This window comes from Pseudomonas sp. LBUM1662 (assembly GCF_059695915.1).
The window spans coordinates 4,129,438-4,155,036 of sequence record NZ_CP166793.1; the positions used below are offsets into that span (position 1 = coordinate 4,129,438).

Sequence of the window (25,599 nt, forward strand, 5' to 3'; positions counted from 1 at the left end):
GTTTTCAGTCGGACGCGATAGGCGGAATACGGCCAGAAGGGGGCAAGCCTACGTACTCCCCCCCCCTCTCACCGCTTTTAAGGTCAATCACCTTTTTTGTGTTTATGTACTTCCAGATCAGGATGTTTGGGTTTGTTTTCTTCAGTAACACTACGGCGCTGGTCCTTTTTGCCGGTGGATTCAGCGATCGGTTTGGGGCCGGGTTTAATACTCATGTGTTCAACTCCTTCGATTGATAACGGGTCTGTAAGTAAAGCCTTACGCATGGACAGTGAAGCTACGGGGCGACCAACTCGGCGAGCTTGGCTGCGATATCTGCAAACGTATCTTCAGCAGTGCTCAGGCCGCTTCTCGAACCGAGTAGAGGACTGACTTCGCGCAGCGATTCGTATGTGGTGTCGTGAATGATGTGAACCAGCAGATCCCTTGCGAGGAGCGCGGAAAGCTCTTTGTCAGCGATGCCTTCGGCTGCTAGGCGCCGCAGCAAAGCAGGGGTCACCAGCACAATTCCTACTCGAGACTTCGCCAATCCCTTATCAATTTCACGCAGTAAGGAAGAGCCTAGAAGGACATCTTTCTCGCTGAACCAAACGGAAACACCGAGCGACTCGAGTACATCATGCAGCTCCTTCGCGGATCCTTTCCGGTCGTCCCAGGCGTGACAAAGAAAGACGTCACGTAGATCAGGTACTGTCGCACGCCTCTCGACATTTTCGCGTACCGGTGTGAGCGTTCTTACCTCGGCGGAGGTGTAGGCCACAGAGGATCCGGTTTTCGACCAGCGCGGCTTTGCGCTGCTGGATGAACCGCCGCTACTGCGACCACCCCCGCCATGAGACGGGGACGAATAGGATGGTGCGTAGGACGAGGATGAATACGATCGCGATCCGTACCCGCTATATCCGCTGCCACATGCGGGACACGCTGCTCTTGCACTTGCCGAACGATGACCATGTACCGGTGCTGTACATCTAGACATGTCGTAAACCTTCCGTTGTACCTGCTCGCCCAAAAGATGATTAAGCAGTGGCTGTACCGAGCCATCAGCTTTTGAAAACACCGCAGCCCATCCTTATTGGCTCGAAATCAACCTGCGCTTCAGATCGTGATTCCAATATGCTGGCACAAACAATAGTCCATAGCGCGAATTCCGCTAGCAGGCGTAGCGTGAATGTTCGCTAGCGGCTTCCGATACAAATGCCTCCATGGCCTAGAGCTATCTATCATAGCGGGTAGCTCTCGACCCAGGTTTCAGGCCCTTGACTTTCAACGGCCCCGTCATCAATCCCGTTGTTCAATCGACGAACGGCGCCTATGGGTCGGATACTGCCTTTCTGCGACAGGCAGCAATTGGCCAAAAGCGGTCGTTCAGTAAAGAGGGAGAAATTTCCAATATGTGTTTTTTTCGCAACAGATTAAAGCCCGCTCTTAGCGTCCGAGTGGGGGCGGCCCATAAAGTTCGGTTTCCCAGTCTTCAAGAGGTGGCGTCACTTTGAAAGATGAGTCGCAGTAGGACCTTAGGTAGTCAGTCGCTCTCTTTTGGGCGTGGGTGAAATTGAGCACATTCCCTTCACTGTCCATTTCTATCACGTTCGCAAATATTGCGAACACCATCTCAATTGCACTTGGTTCTGAGCCATAAACGTCTAGGTACTCCACGTTTTTTAGCATGTAGTGGGTTCCACTTGCCATGAAGTATGCAAATGTTCGGAGTGCCCCACTGAAATCGTTACTTAGCTTTTTCATATAATTTTTCGTAGTAAATATTCTGGTTTGATTGAAGGGCGAGCTCTATCACGTCCCAAGCAAAAAGAAAGGCTTGTACCGTTAACCAGGATCTAAGAATACACAACAGTACCGGACGGCAATTTTATACCGCGCAGAGAGCGGTAACAGACCCCGTTCCCATACACAAGGCCCGCATCCTGGGCTTGAGCTTTAAGCACTAACGCTCGCAGCTTGTGGACGAGTCGAGATAGTCGCTCCCTGAATAACAGCGGTTGAATTGGCCGCCGTGGTTGCCTGGGGTACTGAATTTCACCTAGATATTCCCGCCAGCTTGTGGGTCGCTGATATAGCGCCATTTCGAAATTATTCAAAATTTCCACCGCGTTATTTAGATCGTCACCTCTGAGGCAAAATCTTACGTTCATTGACGTAATGCTTACCCTTGCATCTCTTTGAGCATATTGTTCAAAAGCAGGAGCTATCAGGTAAAAATAACCAAGGGAATGAAAGCAATCAGATCTGAAAACAATTTGGTCTTGAGACTCTAGCCGCCACAATTGCTCTGTTTTTTTCGAGGTGTATAAACCGATGATGTGATGCATGTGACTATCCTAATTACTGACATTCTTATTGGTGACGGCAAGCTCAGTACTTTGCAAAGACTCAGCATAGCGGCCCATGCCATCCATTTGCCACGGTTTTGTCTGCTTCTGGCCGGTTGCTGCCCTTCACGATTGGCAGCGACTGGCCAAAAGGAGTCAGTCGGATGTGTTTACGAACTAGGGGCGATTACCACGACCCGGTATCGTTTTTAGAAAGCAACTGACACGGAACGCGGAAGGTTTTCAGCAAGTCTTTTCGGATTTGTCTTGCAGCCATTGTTTGAGCTTCCCGATAAAGTCAGACTACCCAGCTCCAAGCTGGAACACCTCGCAAAGACTCAAGGACGATACATGATTTCTTCTGCACGACTGGGTGACAAGCATGTCTGTCCTTTGCCTGGCCATGGCACCACCCCGATTGCCTCCGCAAGTGGCGACGTAAATATCAACTTTATGGGCTCCGCACGTGTTGGTGATACGTGTGGTTGTGGCGCCGTAATCACCACAGGGTTTCCATCGATTCAAGTGAATGGCCGTCCTATGGCTCACCTTGGCAGCCCTACCAGCCATGGCGGAACCATCATCACCGGGTCAGGCGATGTAGGTGGCGGGTTTGTAATGGGCGATGCTGGCGGTGCAACTATCATCAACTTCATGGCGCTGGGAGCGTTCCGTCCAGATGGCACCGTGGACGATGAGAAGATGGCGACCTTGCTCTCTGATCCAAATTTGAAAGAGAAGGCTCTGGCGGCGAATGCCTTGGTAGATCCGCAAGCCAGCACCGAAAAACCCGAAGCGAAGACAGAGCCTGAAGCACCTTCTACGTGCAAAGACCCTGACATGATGGAGCAACTGGCCGATTACATCGCCGATGAGATGAACCGCAATATCAAAGACCCAGCAGTCTTGGAAATGAAAGAACTAAACAGCTTCGATCCTGAGGCGGAAACCAAGAAGTTCATGGAGCTTCCGCTCTACCTGCGCCTAGGGCAAGATCCCCAGTTTTACAATATGGCACTTGGAAAAAAGGCGATGGCTTTCGCCATCTGGACGAAACAGGTGGGTCAGGGTCAGGATTGGGATCACAAGCCCAAATTGGCCAAATTGTTTGGTGCACCTTGGCACAAACAAGGGGCGTATGACTTCTACTACGACATCTGGTCGAACATCCATTATGGGTATGTCGGCTTAGCCGGTGGACTCTCCGACAGCATGCAATTGGACGGCGCTGGTGTTGAGCAAATAGGCTCAGACAGTTGGCGCTTCCTCAAAGACCCCAATAGGTTTGATGGCCCACGAAAGACGGAAGGAGTCGAAGGGATGCGAGCATGGGACGATGCTCCAGATAGGGTGTCGATCATCCTGGGAATGGAGCTTTACAAGGAGTATCCGAACGGCGGTGTCACTGCACAAATCATCATGGAAAAAGTGTTGGCAGTGCCAATCGCTGACTGGGGTACAGGGGTTCAAAAACATGTCTGCAAGTGAAAAGCGACCACGGCATATTGGGCGGTGGATAGGGCTAGTTCTTATTGGTGCTGTGGCGTGTTGGTACGTCGCTATCCCGCGAGTTGTCATTTTCTACTCAAAAGACGGCACCAAGAAAATTAGTTACGTCCTGAACACACAGCACACCATCGTTCGCGGTGAACTGCTGCCCGGAAAGACAATGGGTGATGCAGGACATATCTTTCCTGACGATGAGTTCTTCATGCGTCTCGACTGGTGGAACGCGAAGGGCCTGAACCGTTGCATCAGCATTACGCCCCAATGGCCCACAACGGAAATACATCTCGACCGTAACGGCGAGATTGACACCAGTGAAGGCAGTGGCACTGATGGAGAGCGATTGAAAGCTTGCAAGTAGGATTTAGCCAAGCCACAGGGACATAAATGTCCATGACACATCCTAGCGTGATCGATCTCCGGGCAATTCCCAAACGAGAGCTACACGACCTGGTACTCGTTATCACTGACCACCATGGATGCTGAAAACAAACCCAAAGAAACGGCGCGCCAAGGCATCATTGTGGGTGCGGGTGTGGGTGCGTTGGGCGGTATCTTCGCCGGGATGGGCGTCAGCACGTTTTGCCGCCCTGCCATGCCCATTTGCGCGATTGCGATCGTCTTGGCTGGAACAGTCGCTGGCGGTTTCGCGGGTGAAGCGGTTGCGAGCTCACTGGATGAAGAACTGGAGGAGTTTTCGCATTGGGACATCTTCTGACTGAACCGCAACTGACAAAGGTCAGAGCCGCACTCTCCGAGCCATTCAACGATTTTCCAGTCGAGTATGACTTTGTAGCGCAGAAGGTCAGAGGCGTTGACCCTGACATTCTGTACGAAATCCTCTATTCAGAAGTCGCACCGGTCTGTTTCACCAATCTAGTGGCCGCTGTACCACCGGTGTGGACCGGCTTCGATCCCGACATACTCAGGGAATCGATAGAGACAAGACTGGCAGCAAGAGAACGTAATTGGTTTCGCCGGCAGTTCGATAAAGTGCTGGTTCGTTGGCTGAAATACAACTACGCCTACATCTGGAAAGAGATCTCCAGCAGGCTTTGAACCCGAATGCACGAGGTTCAAGAGACTTGCTGAACATTATTAAAAACCCGCCGACCATTTCTGGCTGCTTTCCACTCAGAACGTTAGGCAACTTTTGAACGATTGCTGTCTGTCGTGAGCCCTGCACTCGATTCGAAGTGGACTGCACAAAGAACGAAAAAACGGGAAAAATTCATCTCTCGTCCCCTTTTTGCCTTTGCTCAACAGCCCCGCTTGATGTCACATGCTCGATCCACACTGCGCGTGCAGCGTGCTAGGGTCGGTTGGCTATGATCCGCATTCGACTCCGCATCACGCCAGACAGGCGTGGGATAAATTGATATCAAGTGTCGATCAGTCGGAGTCGCTACTTGATCGCGGGGTTTACCCAGCAGACCGCTTCGCCCCAATGATGTCAGCCTTTTACTAAACGCCTGTATACGCTCTATATCACGGAAATATTCAAAGCCCCGCCGGCCCTGAATTAGCCACGGAAACTGATCGATAAACTCCAGGAGTGTCGGCATCGGGTTAGCTGCGCCAAAATACCAAAAGCGATCCTCACCTTCCGCCAGATAAACTCGACGCCCCTGATCCTGCCGAAATGACTCCACGCTATTGTGCTCAGCCGACGGCAATCGCAACCAGCGTCCATCCTTGCGAAAGTACATGTTGTCGCCGCACTGTTGCTCATTACTGCCATAGGGATTCGGGTGCTTCTCCGGGAATTGATTAAAATACTCATCCATGCCGAACACCTTTGTCAGTTGCATGGCGTAAACCAGCCGATGACCAGTGGCTTTGGACGAATGACCAACAACCCAATCTCCCGGCGACAGATTTGCATTCATGTGATTAGGGGTGCAAAGCGCGAGCGAACATACGCCGAAGAAGGGGTTAGGGGCCAAACCAGAGTCATTCGTAATCACATACTTGAGTAATTTCATGCGCAGGCTCTTTTAAAATTTGCGCGGAAAAAGAAGACGGATTTTTTAGTCCGTCTACTTCTGGAAAATAAATCATGGCTCCCTCTGTGACGAAGAACTCATCCAGCGCCACAGAGGTTTGAAATTACTCCTTCACCTCAACCTTATCCAACGCCTGATTCACCGCCAATTCCCCCAACATCACCACCTGCGTAATCCCCAGCAGCGTCTTGCGGTGCGAGTTGTCCAGCAACGCCGCAAAATTGCTGAGCATGGTCGTCGCCGAGCCCAGTGATTCGCTGGCGTTGGCCAGCAGGGATTCGGTGTCGTATTTGGGGTTGGCGAGGAACATGGGTTCGGGTTCGTGGGTGCTGGCCATGATGTTGGCACCTGGGTTGAGGTAGTGGTCGAGGGCGCGTTCGGCGGCTTCGTGGAATTTTTTGGAATCGAGCGATTCGTAGGGGGATGCCGGATCGGTGTCCGGTGGGTTTGGCGTTGGTTTGATCATAAATAAAACTCCTGATACGAGTTTATAAAAAAGGGAGCCATCACCCTCGCTACCAACGAATAGGTGGCGGCCATACGCGGGTTGGTAGACCGGTCGTATCAGTTCCCGGCGCCCTCGAAAGGACCCCGCGCATGGCCACCATAAAAGGTGATGCTATGCGCAGTGATACGAAACCGGGCTACCAAACCCAATCACTGTTTTTCAGTGACCGGGAAACGATATAGCCAGCCCCACAGGCGCACAAGCCGGCGGATTCTGGCGCACGCGTAGGTAATGACGCAAGGCGTTGTAGCCGTTAGGACGTAACACAGAGTGTCTTTAAACGTGGGCCCTTGAACATGTTTAAGGCATCAAAAGTCGGGCAGAAAATTTTTGGCTGGAATTGATGGTGTCAGGTCTGGCGCCATCGCGAGCAGGCTCGCTCACACAGGGGATTTGGTTGAATTCGAGGATTTGGGTTGTATTCGAGGTTTTGGGGGGTGGCAATGGGTATGGCCGGTGTCTGGGCGGCATCGGGTCGGGATTATTCTCGCGCCCTCGGACGCAGCCTCGCAGGCTCGACAGTTGCTACAGGCGCATGCGTTGACTGGGCATTGATAATCCGCCCCGCCACTTCGAGCGGGAGACGGATCATCTATTGAATCCACGGCCTGGAAATCCTGCAAGACGTCTGTGCACGACACCAGGCACGATGATGAGCTCTAGCCCTTCAACTCGTCCTTCATATCATCCAACTCATCGATGATTGCATCATCGCTGTCCACCATTGCCTCTTGCATGTCTTGAGCAATGGTTTTTTGGACATCCATCACCTTTTCGGCCAACGCGCGGCCTTGTTTGGAGCCGAGGATGATGGCCATGGCTTGCTCGGGATGCTTGTTGGCACGGATCATCAGATCGAGTTCGTCGTTGTCGAAGTGATCGGCATAGATGTCGACCATCTCGCTTTTCAATTCGTCCGGATCGAGTTTGTCCCGCACGACGTTGCGAATCTGTTCCCGTTCCAGCATCGGGTAGCGGGAAGCGTAACTGGCCGATGCCATTTCCACGATGGTGCTGTAATTTTTGGTCAAGCCGCTGGTCTCGATCAGCTCCTCGGCCTTGTCCTTACTGGCCCCACAGCCTGCCAGTGCCGCTGCCAACAACACAGGCAGCGTTACCTTTCTCATGCGCATGAGCATTTGTCCTTGATCAGTTTGGAGGTGCAGGTCGCTTAGCGGCGATTCAAATGAATCGCGCCGATGACCACGAGCAGGACAATGACGCCGATAAATGCACCGAAAGCAGGGAACATCGCGGCAGGCCAGATCAGGCCTCTGCCCAGGTTGTAGGCGAAGCCGGCGTGGGAGTAGATGGTGAACATCCAGGAGTAAAGCGCGTAGATCAGGCCAATGACGAGATAGCCGGAAATGATCTTTCCTTTGAGCGACATGGTGTCTTCCTTGTGAACCGTAGATAGATTTTCAGTAACATACTATTTCAGTGATGGCATTTCAACATCGCTATCACACCTCCCTCTGTGGCGACGGACCAGTCGCTCGTCACAGAGGGTTTGCGATTACTCCTTCGGCTCGACGTTATCCAACGCTTGGTTCACCGCCAATGCTCCCACCATGACCACTTGCGTGATCCCAGTGAGGTTTTGCGGAGGGAGTTAGCCAATACGCCGTGAAATTCTTGAGCATGTTGGTGGAGTGAAACAGGTGTAAACCTATTTCGGGACTAGACATGAATGTGCGCCGGCGCAATGGCTAGCCAGGATTACTTTCGATTGAGCCCATACCACTGTATATCATCGTACTGCACCGGATTAATACCGTTATCAAAATCATCAATGATGTGCTTGCCTATAAGTTTTTGTAGTTTTTCGTACCCCACTTTGTCGATCATTTCAATGCTTGACGCTGATATTAGCTCGTTTGGATACTTGGATTTTAGGCTTGTCAAGATTTGGGTATCGATCGCCCCATGCAAATAGGGGATTAGTATTGAAGCTACAGTGCAGCTTGGAAGTGAGGAGTAATACACGTAAACCTTGGAGACAATATCAAACACCTTCGCTGCATGCCCATAGGATGCAGGCATACTTGGCTTAACCTTGTTATTTTCATAATTCTTTTCAGCTGTTCGAATTGTATTGACAAACCAAACGCAGAAATCCGAATGAAGCGTCTCAAAATCTTCCTGGGTTTCGACACTTTCAATTTTCGCTAAGACTTGTTCTAGCTTTTTTGCAATTTCAGGCTTTGAGTTTTTTTCAAACACTCTAGTCATGGCAGTGAACGTTATAGCCATATCAATAATACTTGAGCGCTTGATTTTTTCTGCCTTAGAAAGTGTGACCATTCTGTTTTTTCTTCAATGAGGATTCTCAACATTGAAACCAAACACTCCGAAAAAAGCAAGCTCACTGCGGAGTCAATGTGTAGTGATAGTGGACTGCCCCCGTCTGAGGATGTACCAGCCAGTAGTCATCCTTGTCTTTTTTCAGGCGATAACACTCTTTGGGAATCTTGGGAGAAGTGAAACAAATCACCCCATCATTGACCGTCCAATATTCCGTTTCGGGTTGTTTACCGGACATTTGGAATATTTCGGTCCCATCAGCATTAAAACTCAACGAATAGGGCAAACCCGAAGTGCCGAAATTGTTGAGTTTGTTTCCAACCAGGGTACTGCGGACTTGTGCATCATCAAGCGCGACCGCTGAAGCTGACACCGGCTTCACTGTATTGCCACCAGACGAAGCGCATCCGGACAAGACAAGCGACAGGAAGATGCAACTCCAACGTTCAATACTCATACCGCACCTCCACTGATCGCTACTCTGAGAGAACTTAAAACCAAAGACAAAAACCGAAGTGTTTATTTAACGGTAAATTTGTTATTGGTTTTATTACTCACACTATCGACAAACCAGATGACCGTCCCATCAGTGAGTACTTTATTGCATTCCTTGCCATACTTTTGATAGCTCACACAGATGACATTCTCCGTCATAACCCATCGACCGGTTTGCATCTGTTCGGTGGATATCTGGATCACTGCAGTTCCGTCAGGGTTTAACGTTTGAGAAAAAGGATAACCGGTAGACGTCACACTCGAATGCTTGCGACCTATTACCGTCGAGTGAATCTCGCTTGCGCTTAGTTGTTTCGCGTTTGCCGGCGCATCGGCGTGAGCGTCAGCTGAAGCTTGATGACCAGAAGATGAGCAGCCTGTCATGAACAATACAACTAACGAGTAGACAATTAATTTATTCATAACCTTTCACCTTTATCACGAGCAACGAATCCAATGTATTTATAATAGCCACACAAAAAACATCGAATATAATTATTCACGATAAACTTAATAGCGCGAAATGCCCGATATAGTTTCAAATCTGAGAAAAGTTTAAGCTAAGGGGGATTGGTAGGGGTTGTTTTTTCGTTAGCTCGTTTGTTGTAAGGATTGGAATGTGTTTTACCTCCAGCCGACAGATCTATTCCGCTCATACCTTTGAACGCAGCAAATCGAGCATTAGCTTGAATGGGGGCTGTCTACGGCTTGGATAATAAGTTGGTAGCCCGTGACTAAAGGGGTTTCAGTCGTCCAGTACGCGTATCAGCATTAGTCGGGGAAAACATCCTCGGCTGGAATCGATGGTGTCTGGCCTGACGCCTTCGCGAGCAAGCCCGCTCCCACAGGGGATTGTGTTAGGTCCGGGGGCTCGGGGTGGTAATTAGCGGGTCCGGTGTCTGGTCGGCACCGGGTTCGGGGTTATCGCTGGCGCTGGTTGATGGGATTACTGGATCGGCCGGGCAGCATGCGGGTCAGGGTGTTGTCGCGGACCCAATAGTGATGAAACAGCCCCGCCGCTGCATGCAAGCCGATCAGCCAGTAACCCGCGCTGCCCAGCAGTTCGTGCCAGTACTTGAATTGCTTGGCCAGGTCCGGATCAACCGCCACCGGCGATGGCAGGTAGAACTCGAAATAGGGCATCGGCTTGCCGCCGGCCGAGAGCATCAGCCAGGCCAACAACGGCGTGGCGATCATCAATACGTACAACGCCAAATGCATCAGGTGCGAAACGCCGGTCTGCCATTTGGGCAGTGCCGGGGTAATCGGTGGCCGAGGCGTCAGGCGTCCGAGCAGTCGCACCCACACTAGGGCAAATATACTCAAGCCGAACAGGCCGTGCAGCCCGAGAAACATTCCCCTCAAAGCGTGCCCCTTGGGCAGCAGGCCTTTGATTTCGATGCAGGCATACACGCCCACGAACAACGCCAGCATCAGCCAGTGCAAGGTGATTGAGAGTTTTCCATAGCGTTGTACTGCTGAGTCGCGGGTCATAACGGGCCTCATAAAAGTCATTGCCGGCTGCCAAGTCATTCATGCGGCCGGGGGTCCGGTGTGTCACCGCACCAACGGGCCACACCCTGCCCGTCCAGTCTTAAGGCAATCTGAAGACTGCGCCGATCGCTCTTTTTGTCACCTTCAGACTCCGTTAAGAAATGCCTCGGATACTCCTCCCACACTGACCCGGGAGGCGTCTTCCAATGCCTGATTTTGAATGGAACATTCCTCTACCCCTGCGCTTCGGCCAGGCCGAGACCCCGCCGATGAACCTGGCCAGAGCGTTGCCGGACGATGTCGAGCGGCCTGTCTTCGAAGCCTTTATCCAGCAACGTTTTCGTAAGGCCCACGGCGCCGACATTCGCCATTTCATGCCGGAGCTGTTCGGCATGCGCGATGCAGCAGGCACGCTCAGCGCAGTGGCCGGTGTGCGTATGGCCAACGCCGAATCGTTGTTTCTGGAACGTTATCTGGATGAGTCGATCGAGCCGCTGATCAGCGCTGCGGCGGACCGTCCGGTGGATCGCGCCGGCATCGTCGAGGTCGGCAATCTGGCCGCCAGCGACACCGGCAGTGCGCGGATGAGCATCATCGCCATCACTTACTTGCTGGCCATGGGCGGCCTGGAGTGGGTGGCGTTCACCGGCAACATCGGCTTGGTCAACAGCTTTCATCGCCTCGGCTTGAAACCGGTGACGCTGTGCGCGGCCGATCCCGAGCGGCTGGGGGATGAGCGCCAGCACTGGGGCAGTTATTACGAGAGCAAGCCTTGGGTGCACGTCGGCAACATCCGCGCCGGTTTCATTCATTTGCGCAACATCGGGATGTTCAATCGCCTGGGGTTGCCGACGTCCCTTGAGGAATCCAGCCATGTCGCCTGAAACCGAGCGTTTCAAACAGACGCTGCGCAGCCATGCCGAGCGCAAGACCAGCGCCATTGCGTTGTGGGGTGATCAGTTGAAAGTGGATTACGCGACGCTGTACGCCGAAGTGGTTTATCGCCAGCAACGCCTGCGCGATGAGCAGGTCAAGGTGATCGCGCTGGCGTTGGAGAATGGCGTCGAAGCGATGCTCTGGGACTTGGCGGCGCTGTTTGAAGGCCTGACGTGCCTGACGCTGCCGCCGTTTTTCAGTCCGGCGCAACGCGCTCATTGCCTGGAACAGAGTCAGGCGGAACGGGTGATTGCCGAACCTGCGCTGGACGACGAGTTGCAAGCGGTCGGTTACGAGAAAAGCGGTGAGTTCTGGCGCCGCACGTTCAGCGGCCCGAACCGTATGCCGGAAGGGACCGCCAAACTGACGTTCACCTCGGGCACCACGGGCACGCCCAAAGGCGTGTGCCTCAGCGCCGAGAGCCTGTTGACGGTCGCTCGCGAGCTAAATCAGGCCAGCAAACCCAGCGATCCGCAGCATCACCTGGCGCTGTTGCCCTTGGCGATTTTGCTGGAAAACCTCGGGTGCTACGCAGCGTTGTATGCCGGTGCCACGTTGAGTTTGCCCAGTCAGAAAACCTTGGGCATTCAGGGTGCGAGCGGTGTTGATGTGCCGCAGTTGCTGGGTTGCCTGGCGACCCGGGCGCCGGAGAGTCTGATCCTGGTGCCGCAGTTGTTGCTGATGCTGGTCAGCGCCGCCGAGCAGAAAGCCTTCAGCCCCTACGCGTTGCGTTTCGCCGCGGTGGGTGGCGCGCGGGTGTCCGAGGAGTTGCTGCATCGTGCGCAACGGATCGGCCTACCCGTTTATGAAGGTTATGGGCTGTCGGAATGCGCCTCGGTGGTGTGCCTCAATCGCCCCGAAGCACGCCGCGCCGGCAGTGTTGGCAAGCCCCTGCCCCACGTCGAGATTCGCCTGGCGGAAGACGGCGAAGTGCTGGTCAAGGGTTCGACCTTGCTCGGTTATCTGGGCGAGGCGCCGCACACCGAAGAATGGTGGCCGACCGGCGATCTCGGCGAGTTTGACCCTGACGGTTTTCTCTACCTCAAGGGGCGCAAGAAGCATCAGTTCGTCACCAGTTTCGGGCGCAACGTCAACCCGGAGTGGGTCGAGGCCGAGCTGACCCAGCGCCGCCATATCGCCCAGGCTTTCGTCTACGGCGAAGCCATGCCGCACAACCACGCGCTGCTCTGGCCCCATCGCCCGGAATGCACCGACGGCGAACTGGCCGCTGCCGTCGCCCAGGCCAACGAGGCTTTGCCCGGTTATGCGCAAGTCCATCACTGGACCCGCCTCGATCAACCCTTCACCCCCGCCAATGGCCTGCTCACCGCCAATGGCCGCCCGCGCCGTGACGCCATCGTCGAACGTTACCGGGCGCAGCTGACTGAATCTGTACTTTCCGAGGAATCCGCATCATGAGTTTTTTCGACACGCTGCAAGAAGCCACGCAACACGAACGCCATGAACTGTTCAATCTGCCGGTCATCCGCGATGCCCTTGAGGGCAAGGTCAGTCTCGAAAGCTATCGGGCGTTTCTCGCGCAAGCCTATTACCACGTGCGCCACACCGTGCCGTTGATGATGGCCTGCGGGGCGAAATTGCCGTCGCGTCTGGAATGGCTGCGTGAAGCGGTATGCGAATACATCGAGGATGAATACGGTCACGAGCAATGGGTGCTGGACGATATCGAAGCTTGCGGCGGCGACCGTAACGCCGTGCGCGATGGTCGCCCGTCCCTGCCGATCGAATTGATGGTCAGCTTTCTCTACGACTTGATTGCCCGCGACAACCCGGTCGGTCTGTTCGGCATGGTCAACGTGCTGGAAGGCACCAGCATCGCCCTGGCCACCCACGCCGCCGGCAGCATTCGCGAGCGTCTGGCGTTGCCGGAGAGCGCCTTCAGTTACCTGAGTTCCCATGGCTCGCTGGACATCGAGCACATGCAGACCTATCGCCGGTTGATGAACACCCTCGACGATCCGGCCGATCAGGCGGCGGTGATTCACGCGTCCAAAGTGGTTTACACGCTGTACACCGACATGTTCCGTGGCTTGCCGCGTGACGGGGAGACTCTGCATGCAGTTGCATGAAGCTCGCGTGGTGCTGACCGGTGCCAGCGGCGGCATCGGCCTGGCGATTGCGACCGCGCTGTGTGCCAGTGGCGCCCGGGTGCTGGCGGTGGCCCGGCATCAGGAACCGCTGCTGCCTTTGCTTGAGCGCTATCCGCAACATTTGTGCTGGGTCGGCGCGGACCTGACCGTGCTGTCCGACCGGCGCAAGGTACTGAGCGCGGCCGAAGCGATTGGCGGGGTCAACCTGCTGATCAACGCCGCCGGGGTCAATCACTTCGCCATGCTCGAACAGCTGGAAGACAGCGACATCCACGCCATGCTGGCGGTGAACATCAGCGCGCCGATCTGCCTGACCAAAACCCTGCTGCCGCTGCTCAAGCAAGCCGAGAGCGCGATGGTGGTGAACGTCGGTTCGACTTACGGCTCCATCGGCTACCCCGGTTACGCCAGTTATTGCGCGACCAAGTTTGCCTTGCGCGGGTTTTCCGAGGCGCTGCGCCGGGAACTGGCGGACACCCGGGTCAGCGTGCTCTACGTCGCCCCGCGCGCCACCCGCACCAGCATGAACAGCCCGGCGGCGCAGGCGTTGAACGATGCGCTCAAGGCCAACGTCGATGATCCGCAAACCGTCGCCAGCGCCGTGATTCATGCGATTGCCGGTGACCGTCGCGACTTGTACCTGGGCTGGCCGGAGCGCTTTTTTGTGCGCCTGAACAGTCTGCTGCCCAATCTGGTGGACCGGGGCTTGCGCAAGCAATTGCCGCTGATCCGTCGCCTGAGTCAGAAGCCCGACAACGAGAACCTCAAACCATGAAAAAAATCATCGCGTGCCTGCTGCTGGGGGCCCTGAGCCAGAGCGTGTGGGCGCTGGAGCCTGCCGATCAGCAACGCCTGCAGGGCATCCAGCAAAGCTGGGCGCACATTCAATACGAAGTCCCCGAAGCGCAACGCACCGCCGCCTTCGAGAAACTGGCGGCCCAGGCGTCGGCGTTCACCCAGGAACGCCAATCGGTGGCGGAAGCGTGGATCTGGTCCGGCATCGTCAGCAGCAGTTGGGCCGGTGCGCAAGGTGGCCTCGGTGCGTTGAGCAAGGTGAAAGCGGCGAAAGCCGATCTGGAGAAAGCCATGACGCTGGACCCGAAAGCCCTGCAAGGTTCGGCCTACACCAGCCTTGGCGCGTTGTATGACCGCGTCCCAGGCTGGCCGATCGGTTTCGGTGACTCGGACAAGGCCGAACAGTTGCTCAAACAGGCCTTGCAACTCAACCCGAACGGCATCGATAGTCTGTACTTCTGGGGTGATCACCTCTACCGTCAAAAACGTTACAACGAAGCGCAAGCCGCGTTGAAAAAGGCCTTGCTGGCTGCACCAAGGCCAGGCCGGGAAACGGCCGATGCCGGGCGGCGCAAAGAGATCGAAGCGTTGCTGGTGGACGTGAACAAGAAACTCGACTGACAGGAGTTCGTGTGCGCTTATTACTGATCGAGGACGACGTGGCCCTTGGCGAGGGCATTCATCAGGCCCTGGGCCGCGAAGGCTACACCGTCGACTGGCTGAAGGACGGCGCCAGCGCCTTGCATGCGTTGCTCAGTGAAACCTTTGACCTGGCGGTGCTCGACCTCGGTCTGCCGCGCATGGACGGGCTGGAAGTGCTGCGGCGCTTGCGCGACAGCGGTTCCAACCTGCCGGTGCTGATTCTTACCGCGCGGGACGCGACCGAAGACCGCATTGCCGGTCTGGATGCCGGGGCCGACGATTACCTGATCAAGCCGTTTGATCTGGCGGAATTGAAGGCTCGTCTGCGGGCCTTGTTGCGCCGCAGTGCCGGCCGCGCCCAGGTGCTGATCGAGCATGCCGGCATCAGCCTGACCCCCGGCACCCAGCAAGTCAGTTATCAGGGCGAGCCGGTGGCGCTGACGCCCAAGGAATATCAGTTGCTCCACGAATTGCTCTCGCCGCCGGGCCGGGTCATGACCCGCGATCACTTGATGCAATTGCTGTATGGCTGGAACGAGGAAGCCGAAAGCAACACCCTCGAAGTGCACATCCATCACCTGCGCAAAAAATTCTCCACCGACCTGATCCGCACCATCCGCGGTGTCGGTTACCTGGTGGAGGAGCGTCGATGACGTCGATCCGGCGCCGCACTCTCACGCTGATCATTGGCCTGATGCTGGTGGGTGTCGCGGTGATCAGCCTGTTCAACCTGCACGACAGCAATCACGAAATCGCCGAAGTCTACGATGCTCAACTCGCGCAAAACGCCCGGTTGTTGCAGGGCGTGATGCGCATGCCGATGGCGAGCAAGGAACACGCCGATCTGTATCAGGCCTTCAACAAGGCGCTGGGTGAGGCGGAGCCTCGGGTCGACGGCCATCCCTATGAATCCAAACTGGCCTTTCAGGTGTGGAACCGCAACGGTGAAGTGCTGGTGCACACGGCCAGCGCGCCCTCCTTCAACGCGCCGCCGACCAAACCCGGGTTCAGCGACGTGGTCGACCTGAACAACCGCCACTGGCGCGCGTTCCTGCTGGAAGACAAACAGAATGACTTGAGAATCTGGGTCGGCGAACGGGACGACGTGCGCTCGGACCTGGTGGACCGGATCGTGCGGCATACCTTGTGGCCCAACGTGCTGGGCAGCCTGATTCTGGCGGCGATGATCTGGATGGCCATCGGCTGGGGCCTCAAGCCGCTGGAAGACATGGCGGCGACCTTGCGCGCGCGGCACAGCGGTTCGCTGGAGCCGCTGCAACTGACCCCGTTGCCCAGTGAACTGGAGCCGATGCAAGCGGCGCTCAACCGCATGCTCGCGCAGATTCAGGAAGTGCTGGGCCGAGAACGACGCTTCATCGCCGACGCCGCCCACGAAATGCGCACGCCCCTGGCGGTGCTGCGCGTGCATGCGCAAAACCTGCTGGAGGCCGGCACTGAACAGGAGCGCCGAGAATCCCTGGAATTCCTGATCGCCGGGGTCGACCGCACCAGCCGGCTGGTCAATCAATTGCTGACCATGGCCCGCCTCGAACCCAAAGGCATGGCCCCGGTGCTGCAGCGCATCGACCTGGCCGACACCGTGCGCGACAGCCTTGTGCAACTGACGCCCTGGTTGCTGAGTAAAAACCTTGAGCTGGCTTTCGACGTCACGGATCGTCCTTTTGAAGTGGTGGCCGACGCTGCCGCCATCGACATCGCCCTCAACAACCTGATCAGCAACGCGGCCAACTTTTCTCCCGAACACGGTGTTATCACGGTGCAGCTGAGTCAGGCGGACGGGTTCTATTCGCTGAGCGTCGAGGATCAGGGGCCCGGCATTGACGAGGCGGATCGTGGGCGGTTGTTTGAACGTTTCTACAGCCGTGGGAATGCTCATGGAGCGGGTCTGGGCCTGACCATCGTCAACACCATCGCGACCCGGCTGGGTGGACGCATCACGCTGGTCAATCGAGCGGAAGGTGGATTGCGCGCGACGCTGTCCATTCCCGACAGCCAGCCGCGCGACCCGCTACAGCGCACCACGCGCGAGTTGCCGCCGAGTGCTTGAGTGATCCGGAGAGGATGCGGTGAGCCAGCTGACGCCATCGCGAGCAGGCTCGCTCCCACAGGGGCCGGTGTCGACCACAACACTCGCGAACGACACCAAACCCTGTGGGAGCGGGCTTGCCCGCGAAGACGGCGGCACATCCAGCTCCCTCAAGGATTTGTGTCGACCGCAGCACTCAACAACGACACCAAACCCTGTGGGAGCGGGCTTGCCCGCGAAGACGGCGGCACATCCAGCGTCCCTCTAACAGTCATACGCCGCAGCAAGCCGTTTACAGTTCACTCACTTTTTAGCACTCGCCAAATAATGCGCCACCAACGCATTCGCATGCCCATGCCCCATCCCATGCTCATCCTTCAGCCACGCCACCATTTCCATATGCTTCTTGCCACTCACTGTCCCGAGAAGATCGAGCCAATGGCTGATGGGCTGCTCATACTTTTTCTCGATGGACGGAAAGTACGACGCCGGGCCTTTTACTTTTGCATCTTCGCTCATGCTGCAAGCTCCCTTATTTGCGACGGAGTGTCGGATAACGCTCCTTGTCGTCACGCCTAAGATTGGACGCCAAGTGCTATTCCGGCAACCACCCTCCTTGCTTTCAAGCAGCCCGCATTGCCATTGCGGCCTGCTCTCTGGAACCCGTCATTTCACCCCCGCCTCGACGCTGACCGACGCCTGCCACGTCTTCTGACCGACCGGCAATATTGGCTCGTCTAAAAATCGGTAGTCGCTCATGGCTTTCAACGCCGCTTGGTCAATCGCGCTATTCCCCGAGCTCTCCAGCACTGAGACCTGGGGCACAAGCGAACCAGGGGTGCCTGTCAGTTGTAGCGTGACCGGTTGGCTGGCGTCGCCAGGCTTGAACTGCTTCGCCAGGGCTGCCTGATCGTCCAGTGCCTTTCTGACGACACTGTTCTTGAGGCTACCGATCCATATTTTGTTGTATTGCATTGCCTGTTCAGCTGTCAGGGCCAAGCCTTTGCCCCGTAGCCGCTGTAGGCCCTGCCATGGCGCATCGTCGACGTACTTGGCGGCGTTCAGATAATGCGCCAGCGCCCCGTTGAGATCTTGTGGCCCCCCTTTGCCGTACTCCATGAATTCAGCCAGCTTGGCTTCATTGTTGGGATCCCTGTCTTTGGCGACGGCACGCTGATAGAAACCTCTGGCTTCAACAAGGTCGGGGGCCTGACCAACGCCCTCTTCTGCCATGCGACCGAGTTGTGCATAGCCTGCCGCTTTCCCGACGGCGACGGCCTGATAGAACGCCCTGGCTTTTTGTAGGTCCTGCGGCACGCCATGGCCACGCTCGTACAGATCGCCGAGCATGAGCGTGCACGAGAGAAAGCCGTTCTCGCCGGATTCGCGGATGTATTCGACCTGCTCCGGGGTAATGGTTTTTTGATCCCGAAGAAGCCTGCAACGCAGGCTGGTTTGAAGTTCTTCCTGAGGACTGGGCGGTGTGGTCTGGCATCCTGTCAGGGCGACCATGAGTGCGAGTAAAACAACAGCCTTGTTCATGAACGGCATCCATTGAAATCGTCTGAACTTCATCGGCCTTCATGAAGAAAAAATGAGTCGCTGTCCACGAATTGAAGGCCAGACGGCGGTGCGGTCCAGTGGGGAAAAGCGCTTGGTTGATAAGCAAAGAGGATGGCTATCGCGAAGCACTCTAAAGAACTGTCAGTTCTTACAGGTCATTTTTAGTTTGGCCGGGGATACGCTGATCCCACTGGAGTGAATTGAGGGGTTCATCATGTTTCGCAATCGTTACCTGTTGTCGTTAGGCCTTTGCTTGTTGGCGATGCTGCCAGTGTTCCGCGATGCCCAAGGTGGCCTGTGGGCGCTCATAGCAGACGAAGTGGAATTCAAGTGCCTTAACGGCAACACGACGCAGGGCTACAGCGTTTATGTTGTCGGCAACCATCCGGACTTAGGGAACTGGGATCCGCTCAAGGCCGTAAAACTCAACGATAAACCCGACTACCCTACCTGGACCGGCAAGGTCCTTTTTCCAGGCAAGGACGACGGCAAAGACGTGGAATGGAAGTGTATTGTGCGCAAAGAGAAAGGCCCTATCGATCCGAACGACCCGAAAGATGTGAAGTGGCAGAACGATCCCAACAACATCGTTAAGTTGGCTTTCAGAACCACGAGTATCGGCATGCTCTGAGGCATTAGTGTCTGGGAGACCGATGAAGAGCACGATCAAAAGATCGCAGCCTCGTTTCACTCGACAGCTCCTACACAGTTTTACAGGGGGTTGTGTGGGGCGGTCAGGTTGGGCCTAGCAGCAAGGTTTGTTCGCGTTCGCATAGCTCCACCACGTAATCCCACATCACCCGCAGCCTTACCGATTTGTGCAGCTCGCGCCGCGTGCTGATCCAGTAGCTGCGCTCGATGCTTTCATCGGGAAACAACGGCACCAGCTCCGGATCGGCGCTGGCCATGTAGCACGGCAACACCGCGATCCCCAGCCCTGAGCGCGCCGCTTGTTGCTGGGCGATGACGCTGGTGCTGTGGAACACCACCTGCGGGTTGCGGCAGAAGCTGTTGAGGAACATCAGTTCCTGGCTGAACAGCAGGTCGTCGACGTAGCCGATCCACGCGTGGCGACCGAGGTCTTCGCGGCTGAGCAGCGGCGGCGCTTTGTCGAGGTACGTCTGGCTGGCGTAGAGCGCCAGGCGATAGTCGGTGAGTTTGCGCGTGACCAGCATGTCGGCAGCCGGGCGTTCGAGGTGGATGCTGATCTCGGCTTCGCGGTTGAGGATGCTGACGAAGCGCGGCACCGCCACCAATTCCACTTCCAGTCCGGGGTAGCGTTCGAACAGGCCGTTCATGCGGCTGGCGAGGAACATGATGCCCAGCCCTTCAGTGACGCCGACGCGGATTTTGCCCAGTGGCGCGGTGGACTGGGTGATTTCCTCTTGCGCCAGCAACGCGACGTTTTCCATGGCTTCGGCGTGTTTGAGCAGCGCTTCGCCGGCCGGGGTCAGTTCGTAGCCTTGAGCGTGCTGGACAAACAGCGCGGTGCCGAGGCTCTTTTCGATGGCCTCGATGTGCCGGGCGACGGTGGCGTGCGTGGTGTTCAAACGGCGGGCGGCGGTGAGCAAACGCCCGCTGCGCTGCAACTCGAGAAAAAACCGCAGGTCATTCCAGTCGAACATGAGTCGTCCTTGGGTCTACGCTGTGTGAGGCGCTGTCTGAAAACGCACAGCGGCTGCGCAAAAACTAACATTCTTTTGACGAAAGCTAACAACTAGGATGACCGACAACAAGAACAACAATACGAGGTCAGGGATGCAGACTTCCCTAGATGAATTCGACTACATCGTGGTCGGCGCCGGGCCGGCCGGTTGTTTGCTGGCCAATCGGCTGTCAGCCGACCCGCAACACCGCGTATTGCTGCTCGAAGCCGGCGGCCGCGATAACTATGCGTGGATTCACATTCCCGTGGGCTACCTGTTCTGCATTGGCAACCCGCGCACCGACTGGTGCTTCAAGACCGAAGCGCAACCCGGCCTGCAAGGTCGTGCGCTGAGTTACCCGCGCGGAAAAGTGCTGGGCGGCTGTTCCTCGATCAACGGCATGATCTACATGCGCGGCCAGGCCGGCGACTATGACGGCTGGGCGGCTGACGGCAATCCGGGCTGGAGCTGGAACGACGTCCTTCCATTGTTCAAGAAAAGCGAAAACCATTTTGCCGGCGACTCAGAGTTTCACGGCGCCAGCGGCGACTGGCGGGTCGAGCGTCAACGGCTGTCGTGGCCGATTCTGGACGCGTTCCGCAGCGCCGCCGAGCAATCTGGCATCGCCAGCATCGATGACTTCAACCAGGGCGATAACGAAGGCTGCGGCTATTTTCAGGTCAATCAGAAAAGCGGGATTCGCTGGAACGCGGCCAAGGCGTTTCTCAAACCGATCCGCAACCGCGCCAATCTCACCGTGCTGACCGATGTCGAAGTGGACCGCGTGCTGCTGGAAAACGGCCGCGCCTCGGCGGTCAGCACCCGTTATCAAGGTCAGGCGAAAACCTTCAAGGCGCGCAAGGAAATCGTGTTGTGCGCAGGCTCCGTCGGTTCACCGAGCATCCTGCAACGCTCCGGCATCGGCTCTCGCCCTCTGCTCGAAAAACTGGGCATCGGTGTGGCCCATGAGCTGCCCGGTGTGGGCGGTAATCTGCAGGATCACCTGCAATTGAGGCTGATCTACAAGCTGGAAAATGCGCGCACCCTGAACCAGATCGCCGGCAGCGTGTGGGGCAAGATGGACATGGGCCTGCGTTATCTGTATGACCGCAGCGGCCCGCTGTCGATGGCGCCGAGTCAGCTCGGGGCGTTTGCCCGGTCGGGGCCGGAGCAGACGTCGGCCAATCTTGAATACCATGTGCAGCCGTTGTCGCTGGAACGCTTCGGTGAACCGTTGCACGCCTTCCCTGCTTTTACCGCGTCGGTTTGCGATCTGAGGCCGCAGAGTCGGGGGCGCGTGGAGATTCGTTCTGCTGACCCGCAGGAAGCGCCGTTGATTCAGCCCAATTATTTGAGTCATCCGGAGGATTTGCGGGTGGCCGCCGATGCCATTCGCCTGACCCGACGCATTGTCGCCGCCCCTGCCCTGCAAGCGTTCAAACCGGTCGAGTACTTGCCCGGTGACAGTTTGCAGAGCGAAGAAGAATTGCACGAAGCCGCTGCGCGGATTGGCACGACGATTTTCCATCCGGTGGGGACCTGTCGGATGGGCAATGATGGGGATGCGGTGGTCGATGCCGAGTTGCGGGTTCACGGGGTTCCCGGCCTGCGCATCGCGGATGCGTCGATCATGCCGCGCATCACCTCGGGCAATACCTGTTCGCCTACGCTGATGATTGCCGAAAAGGCTGCGCAACTGATCCTTAACCCCAACACAAGGAACATCACCCCGGAGAAGGAACTGGTCACGAACGACTGAATGCCCTACGCGATCAATGTATGAACTGTGTAGGAGCTGTCGAGTGCAACGAGGCTGCGATCTTTTGATCTTTACGACAGATCAAACACCGCGTGACTTGAAGATCAAAAGATCGCAGCCTCGTTTCACTCGACAGCTCCTACAGGGAGTGGGGGCGGTAGGGAAATTGATGCAGTTAGCGTTGATCACGCGGTGCTTGATCTGACGCGAAGATCAAAAGATCGCAGCCTCGTTGCACTCGACAGCTCCTACAGGGATCGGGGCGGCAGGGAAATCGATGCAGGTAGCGTCGAATTGACAGTAGCGGCGCCAGCCCACAAGGCCGGCGCCGACAGTGGAACAACAAAAACAATCACTGTGAGGGATACCGATATGTCAGAACATGTTCAGCCGCTGGATGCCGCGCGCAGCGTCGACACCAGCCCCGACACCCGCAAAGTCATCTTCGCGTCGTCGCTCGGGACGGTTTTCGAGTGGTACGACTTTTTCCTCTATGGCGCCCTCGCGGCGGTGATCAGCAAGCAGTTCTTCGCCGGGGTCAACGACACCACGGCGTTCATCTTCGCGCTGATGGCGTTTGCCGCCGGTTTCATCGTCAGGCCGTTCGGCGCATTGGTGTTCGGGCGATTGGGGGACATGATCGGGCGTAAATACACGTTCCTCGCCACCATCATTCTCATGGGCCTGGCGACCTTCTGCGTCGGGTTGCTGCCGACCTACTCAAGCATCGGCATCGCCGCGCCAATCATCCTCGTGGTGCTGCGCATGCTTCAGGGCCTGGCCCTGGGCGGTGAGTACGGCGGTGCCGCGACTTACGTTGCCGAACACGCACCGATGGGTAAACGCGGTTTCCACACCAGCTGGATTCAATCCACCGCGACCCTCGGCCTGTTGCTGTCGCTGCTGGTGGTGCTCGGTTGCCGCTACTTCACCGGCGACCAGTTTGAAGTCTGGGGCTGGCGTATTCCGTTTCTGTTTTCCATCGTGCTGCTGGGCATCTCGACCTGGATTCGCTTGAGCCTGCACGAGTCGCCGGCCTTCGTGAAAATGAAAGAGGAAGGCAAGCTCTGCAAGTCGCCGCTGCGTGATTCCTTCGGCAAATGGGAAAACCTCAAAGTCGTGCTGATTGCCCTGTTCAGCATCAACGCCGGGCAAGCGGTGACGTTCTATGCGGCGCAGTTCTACGTGCTGTTCTTCCTCACTCAGTTCCTGAAAATGGACCCGGCCCTGGCCAACAGTCTGCTGATCGTCAGCGTGATTATCGGCGCGCCGTTCTTCATCTTTTTTGGCTGGCTCTCGGACAAGGTCGGGCGCAAACCGGTGCTGATGATCGGCCTGCTGCTGGCCACCGCGCTGTACTTCCCGATCTTCAAATCCATCGCCCACTACGCCAACCCGGCCATCGACCAGGCCAGTCGCCAGGCACCGATCACCGTGCTGGCCGACCCGGCCACCTGCACCTTCCAGTTCGACCCGGTGGGCAAGGCGAAATTTGACAGCCCGTGCGACAAGGTCAAAACCTTCCTGGTGAAACAGGGCCTGCCCTACAAAACCGAAGCGGCACCTGCCGGCAGCGCCGTGCAGGTCAGCGTCGGTGACGTGAAACTGGATGGCTTCGACGAAGCGGCGCTGCGTGGCGCGGTGACGCTGGCGGGGTATCCGTCGCAAGCCGATACGCAACAGGTCAACAAGGCCATGATCGTGGCACTGATGGTGGTGCTGATCATCATCTCCGCCATGTGCTACGGCCCGCTGGCGGCGCTGATGGTCGAACTGTTCCCGACGCGCATTCGCTACACCTCGATGTCCCTGCCCTACCACATCGGCAACGGCTGGTTTGGTGGATTCCTGCCAACCGTGTCGTTTGCGTTGGTGGTGTACACCGGGGACATCTTCTACGGGCTGTGGTACCCGGTGGTGATTACCGCGGTGAGCCTGGTGGTGGGGATGATTTGTCTGCGTGAGACCAAGAACGTGGATCTGGATACTAACTAAAGGCAATGCTCAACCAACATCGCCCGCCATGCGGGCGGTGTTGTTCACTTAAGACAATCTTCAGTCGAGCAAGCCCCTCGTGGCGAGGGGGCAGCCCCCTCGCCACAAATGTGGGGTCCCGCGCTTGAGTGAACAGTATTACAGGGCAATGGTTCGCTTTGCCTGCATCCTTGGATCAATGTGCAACGCTTTGATGTGATCCACCAAATACCGCGCATCCTGAGCAACCCCGGAAAAACGTCCAGAACCCCAGGTGTATAACCACGGCAGCCCGAGGAAGTACAAACCCGGTTGCGCCGTTATGCCACGCTGGTGGCCAGGGTGACCGCGCCCGTTGAAAACCGGGGCTTCGACCCAGGTAAAGTCCGGGCTGAAGCCGATGCACCAGATGATGCTGGTGATGCCTTCGTCCACCAGATCCAGCTCACTGCGCTCCTGCTCCGGCACCCAAACCGGCTGGTAAGGCGTACCGGACGGTGCGTCAATCGAGTGCTGTTCGATGTACTTGTCGATCGACGCGTTGATCCGGTTGTACACCGCATCGGCGCTGTCCAGGCTCTCGCCCAGGTTGTCGGCAAACTGCAAGTGCGTGCCCTGCAACCCGTCCAGGCGACCGAACAATTCCATGCCTTCGCGAGCGAAGCTGCGCAGGTCAATGTCTCGCCCGCCGTCGCGCCCCGTGACGTAATGATTGGTGTTGTCGCGCACGCCTTCACGCAGCGGGTGCGTATCGACACCAATCTCGTAATAGCCCATTTCCGCCAGCCAATCGACCACGTCTTTGCCGCGGTAAAAACGTGCGCAACGTGGCGCATCCCCTACCGCCAGATAAACCTGGCGACCTGCCAGGTGCAGGTCCTCGGCAATTTGCGCGCCCGATTGCCCCGAACCGACGACCAGCACATTGCCGGCGGGCAAGGCCTGCGGATGACGGTATTGCTCGGAGTGGATCTGATGAATGCCGGCCGGCAAGCGTTCGGCCAGACGCGGGATGATCGGCGTGTGATAACCGCCCGACGCGACAATCACCTGATCGGCCGTAAACTCGCCTCGTGAGGTGTGTACCTCAAATCCCCCTTGGCTACGGGGAACCACGCGTTGCACCGTGACCCCTTCACGGGCCGGGGCATTCACCGATTTGACGAAGCCGGCCAGGTACTGGTTGATCTCGTCCTTCTTCATGAATCCGTGAGGATCGCCGCCCTTGAAGTCGTCGATATAGGTGTAACCCGGCAATGCGCATTGCCAGTTGGGTGTCACCAGGCTGAAGGCATCCCAGCGCTGATTGCGCCAAGTGTGGGTGAGGCTGTGCTTTTCCAGCACCAGATGATCGATACCCTGCTGTTGCAGGTAGTAGCTGGCGGATAACCCGGCCTGACCGCCGCCGACGACGATCACGCTGTGGTGTGGAGGTTTGATTGAGGTGAGGTGGCTGGTCATGGCGCGCTCCGGTACTCGGTCA

28 protein-coding genes and 1 pseudogene are annotated in these 25,599 nt (G+C 56.7%); 14 read left to right on the forward strand and 15 right to left on the reverse strand.

Annotated features, from left to right (window positions below; all coding sequences use genetic code 11):
• Positions 1-83 precede the first annotated feature (83 nt).
• The 3 genes from ACA049_RS18600 to ACA049_RS18610 form a co-directional block, all read right to left on the reverse strand.
• Positions 84-215: a hypothetical protein gene (locus tag ACA049_RS18600; protein WP_263596536.1), complete on the reverse strand. Its 132-nt coding sequence runs from the start codon at positions 213-215 to the stop codon at positions 84-86.
• 62 nt (positions 216-277) lie between these two features.
• Positions 278-760: a toll/interleukin-1 receptor domain-containing protein gene (locus ACA049_RS18605; protein ID WP_497328715.1), complete on the reverse strand. Its 483-nt coding sequence runs from the start codon at positions 758-760 to the stop codon at positions 278-280.
• Positions 761-1,428: 668 nt separating this feature from the next.
• The gene (locus ACA049_RS18610) at positions 1,429-1,746 is read right to left on the reverse strand and encodes a DUF7677 family protein (RefSeq protein WP_073638595.1); all 318 of its coding nucleotides are present in this window, start codon (positions 1,744-1,746) and stop codon (positions 1,429-1,431) included.
• Positions 1,747-2,681: 935 nt separating this feature from the next.
• Here ACA049_RS18610 and ACA049_RS18615 point away from each other — a divergent pair.
• The 4 genes and pseudogenes from ACA049_RS18615 (at position 2,682) to ACA049_RS18630 (ending at position 4,895) form a co-directional block, all read left to right on the forward strand.
• The gene (locus ACA049_RS18615) at positions 2,682-3,818 is read left to right on the forward strand and encodes a polymorphic toxin type 44 domain-containing protein (RefSeq protein WP_497328717.1); all 1,137 of its coding nucleotides are present in this window, start codon (positions 2,682-2,684) and stop codon (positions 3,816-3,818) included.
• Positions 3,805-4,197 carry a hypothetical protein gene (locus ACA049_RS18620; protein ID WP_497328719.1) on the forward strand — a complete coding sequence of 131 codons (393 nt, stop codon included), beginning with the start codon at positions 3,805-3,807 and terminating at the stop codon, positions 4,195-4,197. The genes ACA049_RS18615 and ACA049_RS18620 overlap by 14 nt, the downstream gene beginning before the upstream one ends.
• Positions 4,198-4,311: 114 nt before the next feature.
• A pseudogene (locus ACA049_RS18625) lies at positions 4,312-4,554 on the forward strand (hypothetical protein); the annotation flags it as partial.
• Positions 4,539-4,895, forward strand: coding sequence for a DUF7079 family protein (locus ACA049_RS18630; protein WP_497328721.1), 357 nt, complete (start codon positions 4,539-4,541; stop codon positions 4,893-4,895). The pseudogene ACA049_RS18625 and the gene ACA049_RS18630, both read left to right, overlap by 16 nt.
• Before the next feature lie 200 nt (positions 4,896-5,095).
• On the opposite strand, the gene ACA049_RS18635 is transcribed toward ACA049_RS18630, so the two are convergent.
• The 8 genes from ACA049_RS18635 to ACA049_RS18670 form a co-directional block, all read right to left on the reverse strand.
• Positions 5,096-5,821, reverse strand: a complete 726-nt coding sequence (locus tag ACA049_RS18635; protein WP_497328723.1) for an Nmad2 family putative nucleotide modification protein — start codon at positions 5,819-5,821, stop codon at positions 5,096-5,098.
• 124 nt (positions 5,822-5,945) lie between these two features.
• Positions 5,946-6,308 carry a DUF6124 family protein gene (locus ACA049_RS18640; protein ID WP_497317338.1) on the reverse strand — a complete coding sequence of 121 codons (363 nt, stop codon included), beginning with the start codon at positions 6,306-6,308 and terminating at the stop codon, positions 5,946-5,948.
• Positions 6,309-7,009: 701 nt separating this feature from the next.
• On the reverse strand, positions 7,010-7,483 hold the full coding sequence (locus tag ACA049_RS18645; RefSeq protein ID WP_497328725.1) for a DUF2059 domain-containing protein: 474 nt from the start codon (positions 7,481-7,483) through the stop codon (positions 7,010-7,012).
• A 38-nt stretch (positions 7,484-7,521) separates the two neighbouring features.
• Positions 7,522-7,740, reverse strand: a complete 219-nt coding sequence (locus ACA049_RS18650; RefSeq protein WP_461986940.1) for a hypothetical protein — start codon at positions 7,738-7,740, stop codon at positions 7,522-7,524.
• A 329-nt stretch (positions 7,741-8,069) separates the two neighbouring features.
• On the reverse strand, positions 8,070-8,654 hold the full coding sequence (locus ACA049_RS18655) for a hypothetical protein (RefSeq protein ID WP_497328727.1): 585 nt from the start codon (positions 8,652-8,654) through the stop codon (positions 8,070-8,072).
• A gap of 61 nt (positions 8,655-8,715) precedes the next feature.
• Positions 8,716-9,111: a hypothetical protein gene (locus ACA049_RS18660; RefSeq protein ID WP_497328729.1), complete on the reverse strand. Its 396-nt coding sequence runs from the start codon at positions 9,109-9,111 to the stop codon at positions 8,716-8,718.
• A gap of 62 nt (positions 9,112-9,173) precedes the next feature.
• Positions 9,174-9,572 (reverse strand): hypothetical protein, encoded by a 399-nt coding sequence (locus ACA049_RS18665; protein ID WP_497328731.1) that lies wholly within the window; start codon positions 9,570-9,572, stop codon positions 9,174-9,176.
• Between the two features lie 498 nt (positions 9,573-10,070).
• Positions 10,071-10,643 carry a cytochrome b gene (locus ACA049_RS18670; protein ID WP_497328733.1) on the reverse strand — a complete coding sequence of 191 codons (573 nt, stop codon included), beginning with the start codon at positions 10,641-10,643 and terminating at the stop codon, positions 10,071-10,073.
• A gap of 206 nt (positions 10,644-10,849) precedes the next feature.
• Between ACA049_RS18670 and ACA049_RS18675 the strand changes: the two genes are divergently transcribed.
• From ACA049_RS18675 to ACA049_RS18705, 7 genes are read left to right on the forward strand one after another with little or no spacing between them, the layout of a single operon-like run.
• On the forward strand, positions 10,850-11,527 hold the full coding sequence (locus ACA049_RS18675; protein WP_497328735.1) for a thermostable hemolysin: 678 nt from the start codon (positions 10,850-10,852) through the stop codon (positions 11,525-11,527).
• On the forward strand, positions 11,517-12,998 hold the full coding sequence (locus tag ACA049_RS18680) for an AMP-binding protein (protein ID WP_497328737.1): 1,482 nt from the start codon (positions 11,517-11,519) through the stop codon (positions 12,996-12,998). Before ACA049_RS18675 ends, ACA049_RS18680 begins: the two co-directional genes overlap by 11 nt.
• Complete coding sequence (locus tag ACA049_RS18685; protein ID WP_497328739.1) at positions 12,995-13,669, forward strand: iron-containing redox enzyme family protein; 675 nt, start codon at positions 12,995-12,997, stop codon at positions 13,667-13,669. The genes ACA049_RS18680 and ACA049_RS18685 overlap by 4 nt, the downstream gene beginning before the upstream one ends.
• Positions 13,656-14,465: an SDR family oxidoreductase gene (locus tag ACA049_RS18690; protein WP_497328741.1), complete on the forward strand. Its 810-nt coding sequence runs from the start codon at positions 13,656-13,658 to the stop codon at positions 14,463-14,465. The genes ACA049_RS18685 and ACA049_RS18690 overlap by 14 nt, the downstream gene beginning before the upstream one ends.
• Positions 14,462-15,106: a tetratricopeptide repeat protein gene (locus ACA049_RS18695; RefSeq protein ID WP_497328743.1), complete on the forward strand. Its 645-nt coding sequence runs from the start codon at positions 14,462-14,464 to the stop codon at positions 15,104-15,106. Before ACA049_RS18690 ends, ACA049_RS18695 begins: the two co-directional genes overlap by 4 nt.
• Positions 15,107-15,117: 11 nt before the next feature.
• On the forward strand, positions 15,118-15,780 hold the full coding sequence (locus ACA049_RS18700; RefSeq protein ID WP_497328745.1) for a response regulator: 663 nt from the start codon (positions 15,118-15,120) through the stop codon (positions 15,778-15,780).
• A complete protein-coding gene (locus tag ACA049_RS18705) occupies positions 15,777-17,195 on the forward strand; it encodes an ATP-binding protein (RefSeq protein ID WP_497328747.1) in 1,419 nt (472 codons plus the stop codon). Before ACA049_RS18700 ends, ACA049_RS18705 begins: the two co-directional genes overlap by 4 nt.
• A 282-nt stretch (positions 17,196-17,477) precedes the next feature.
• On the opposite strand, the gene ACA049_RS18710 is transcribed toward ACA049_RS18705, so the two are convergent.
• Positions 17,478-17,693: a DUF4287 domain-containing protein gene (locus ACA049_RS18710; RefSeq protein ID WP_497328749.1), complete on the reverse strand. Its 216-nt coding sequence runs from the start codon at positions 17,691-17,693 to the stop codon at positions 17,478-17,480.
• Positions 17,694-17,840: 147 nt separating this feature from the next.
• Positions 17,841-18,716 (reverse strand): tetratricopeptide repeat protein, encoded by an 876-nt coding sequence (locus ACA049_RS18715; RefSeq protein ID WP_497328751.1) that lies wholly within the window; start codon positions 18,714-18,716, stop codon positions 17,841-17,843.
• A 235-nt stretch (positions 18,717-18,951) separates the two neighbouring features.
• Here ACA049_RS18715 and ACA049_RS18720 point away from each other — a divergent pair, with 235 nt between their 5' ends.
• Entirely contained in the window at positions 18,952-19,368 is a 417-nt protein-coding gene (locus tag ACA049_RS18720; RefSeq protein WP_497328753.1) for a carbohydrate-binding module family 20 domain-containing protein, read from the forward strand.
• Between the two features lie 103 nt (positions 19,369-19,471).
• Here the strand turns inward: ACA049_RS18720 and ACA049_RS18725 are convergent, their stop codons facing one another.
• Positions 19,472-20,362, reverse strand: coding sequence for a LysR family transcriptional regulator (locus tag ACA049_RS18725; RefSeq protein WP_497328755.1), 891 nt, complete (start codon positions 20,360-20,362; stop codon positions 19,472-19,474).
• A gap of 133 nt (positions 20,363-20,495) precedes the next feature.
• On the opposite strand from ACA049_RS18725, the gene ACA049_RS18730 reads away from it, so the two are divergent.
• A complete protein-coding gene (locus ACA049_RS18730; RefSeq protein WP_497328757.1) occupies positions 20,496-22,142 on the forward strand; it encodes a GMC family oxidoreductase in 1,647 nt (548 codons plus the stop codon).
• Between the two features lie 372 nt (positions 22,143-22,514).
• Positions 22,515-24,137 carry an MFS transporter gene (locus ACA049_RS18735; protein WP_497328759.1) on the forward strand — a complete coding sequence of 541 codons (1,623 nt, stop codon included), beginning with the start codon at positions 22,515-22,517 and terminating at the stop codon, positions 24,135-24,137.
• Between the two features lie 138 nt (positions 24,138-24,275).
• On the opposite strand, the gene ACA049_RS18740 is transcribed toward ACA049_RS18735, so the two are convergent.
• On the reverse strand, positions 24,276-25,577 hold the full coding sequence (locus ACA049_RS18740) for an MSMEG_0569 family flavin-dependent oxidoreductase (RefSeq protein ID WP_497328761.1): 1,302 nt from the start codon (positions 25,575-25,577) through the stop codon (positions 24,276-24,278).
• Positions 25,578-25,599: the final 22 nt, after the last annotated feature.

Coding starts and splice junctions, on each gene's coding strand:
- ACA049_RS18650 (WP_461986940.1), bottom strand. CDS start 7,740: ATGTCGCTCAAAGGAAAGATCATTTCCGGCTATCTCGTCATTGGCCTG.
- ACA049_RS18660 (WP_497328729.1), bottom strand. CDS start 9,111: ATGAGTATTGAACGTTGGAGTTGCATCTTCCTGTCGCTTGTCTTGTCC.
- ACA049_RS18725 (WP_497328755.1), bottom strand. CDS start 20,362: ATGTTCGACTGGAATGACCTGCGGTTTTTTCTCGAGTTGCAGCGCAGC.
- ACA049_RS18675 (WP_497328735.1), top strand. CDS start 10,850: ATGCCTGATTTTGAATGGAACATTCCTCTACCCCTGCGCTTCGGCCAG.
- ACA049_RS18730 (WP_497328757.1), top strand. CDS start 20,496: ATGCAGACTTCCCTAGATGAATTCGACTACATCGTGGTCGGCGCCGGG.
- ACA049_RS18710 (WP_497328749.1), bottom strand. CDS start 17,693: ATGAGCGAAGATGCAAAAGTAAAAGGCCCGGCGTCGTACTTTCCGTCC.
- ACA049_RS18680 (WP_497328737.1), top strand. CDS start 11,517: ATGTCGCCTGAAACCGAGCGTTTCAAACAGACGCTGCGCAGCCATGCC.
- ACA049_RS18685 (WP_497328739.1), top strand. CDS start 12,995: ATGAGTTTTTTCGACACGCTGCAAGAAGCCACGCAACACGAACGCCAT.
- ACA049_RS18655 (WP_497328727.1), bottom strand. CDS start 8,654: ATGGTCACACTTTCTAAGGCAGAAAAAATCAAGCGCTCAAGTATTATT.
- ACA049_RS18615 (WP_497328717.1), top strand. CDS start 2,682: ATGATTTCTTCTGCACGACTGGGTGACAAGCATGTCTGTCCTTTGCCT.
- ACA049_RS18665 (WP_497328731.1), bottom strand. CDS start 9,572: ATGAATAAATTAATTGTCTACTCGTTAGTTGTATTGTTCATGACAGGC.
- ACA049_RS18645 (WP_497328725.1), bottom strand. CDS start 7,483: ATGCGCATGAGAAAGGTAACGCTGCCTGTGTTGTTGGCAGCGGCACTG.
- ACA049_RS18715 (WP_497328751.1), bottom strand. CDS start 18,716: ATGAACAAGGCTGTTGTTTTACTCGCACTCATGGTCGCCCTGACAGGA.
- ACA049_RS18635 (WP_497328723.1), bottom strand. CDS start 5,821: ATGAAATTACTCAAGTATGTGATTACGAATGACTCTGGTTTGGCCCCT.
- ACA049_RS18740 (WP_497328761.1), bottom strand. CDS start 25,577: ATGACCAGCCACCTCACCTCAATCAAACCTCCACACCACAGCGTGATC.
- ACA049_RS18720 (WP_497328753.1), top strand. CDS start 18,952: ATGTTTCGCAATCGTTACCTGTTGTCGTTAGGCCTTTGCTTGTTGGCG.
- ACA049_RS18705 (WP_497328747.1), top strand. CDS start 15,777: ATGACGTCGATCCGGCGCCGCACTCTCACGCTGATCATTGGCCTGATG.
- ACA049_RS18620 (WP_497328719.1), top strand. CDS start 3,805: ATGTCTGCAAGTGAAAAGCGACCACGGCATATTGGGCGGTGGATAGGG.
- ACA049_RS18670 (WP_497328733.1), bottom strand. CDS start 10,643: ATGACCCGCGACTCAGCAGTACAACGCTATGGAAAACTCTCAATCACC.
- ACA049_RS18640 (WP_497317338.1), bottom strand. CDS start 6,308: ATGATCAAACCAACGCCAAACCCACCGGACACCGATCCGGCATCCCCC.
- ACA049_RS18695 (WP_497328743.1), top strand. CDS start 14,462: ATGAAAAAAATCATCGCGTGCCTGCTGCTGGGGGCCCTGAGCCAGAGC.
- ACA049_RS18690 (WP_497328741.1), top strand. CDS start 13,656: ATGCAGTTGCATGAAGCTCGCGTGGTGCTGACCGGTGCCAGCGGCGGC.
- ACA049_RS18600 (WP_263596536.1), bottom strand. CDS start 215: ATGAGTATTAAACCCGGCCCCAAACCGATCGCTGAATCCACCGGCAAA.
- ACA049_RS18610 (WP_073638595.1), bottom strand. CDS start 1,746: ATGAAAAAGCTAAGTAACGATTTCAGTGGGGCACTCCGAACATTTGCA.
- ACA049_RS18735 (WP_497328759.1), top strand. CDS start 22,515: ATGTCAGAACATGTTCAGCCGCTGGATGCCGCGCGCAGCGTCGACACC.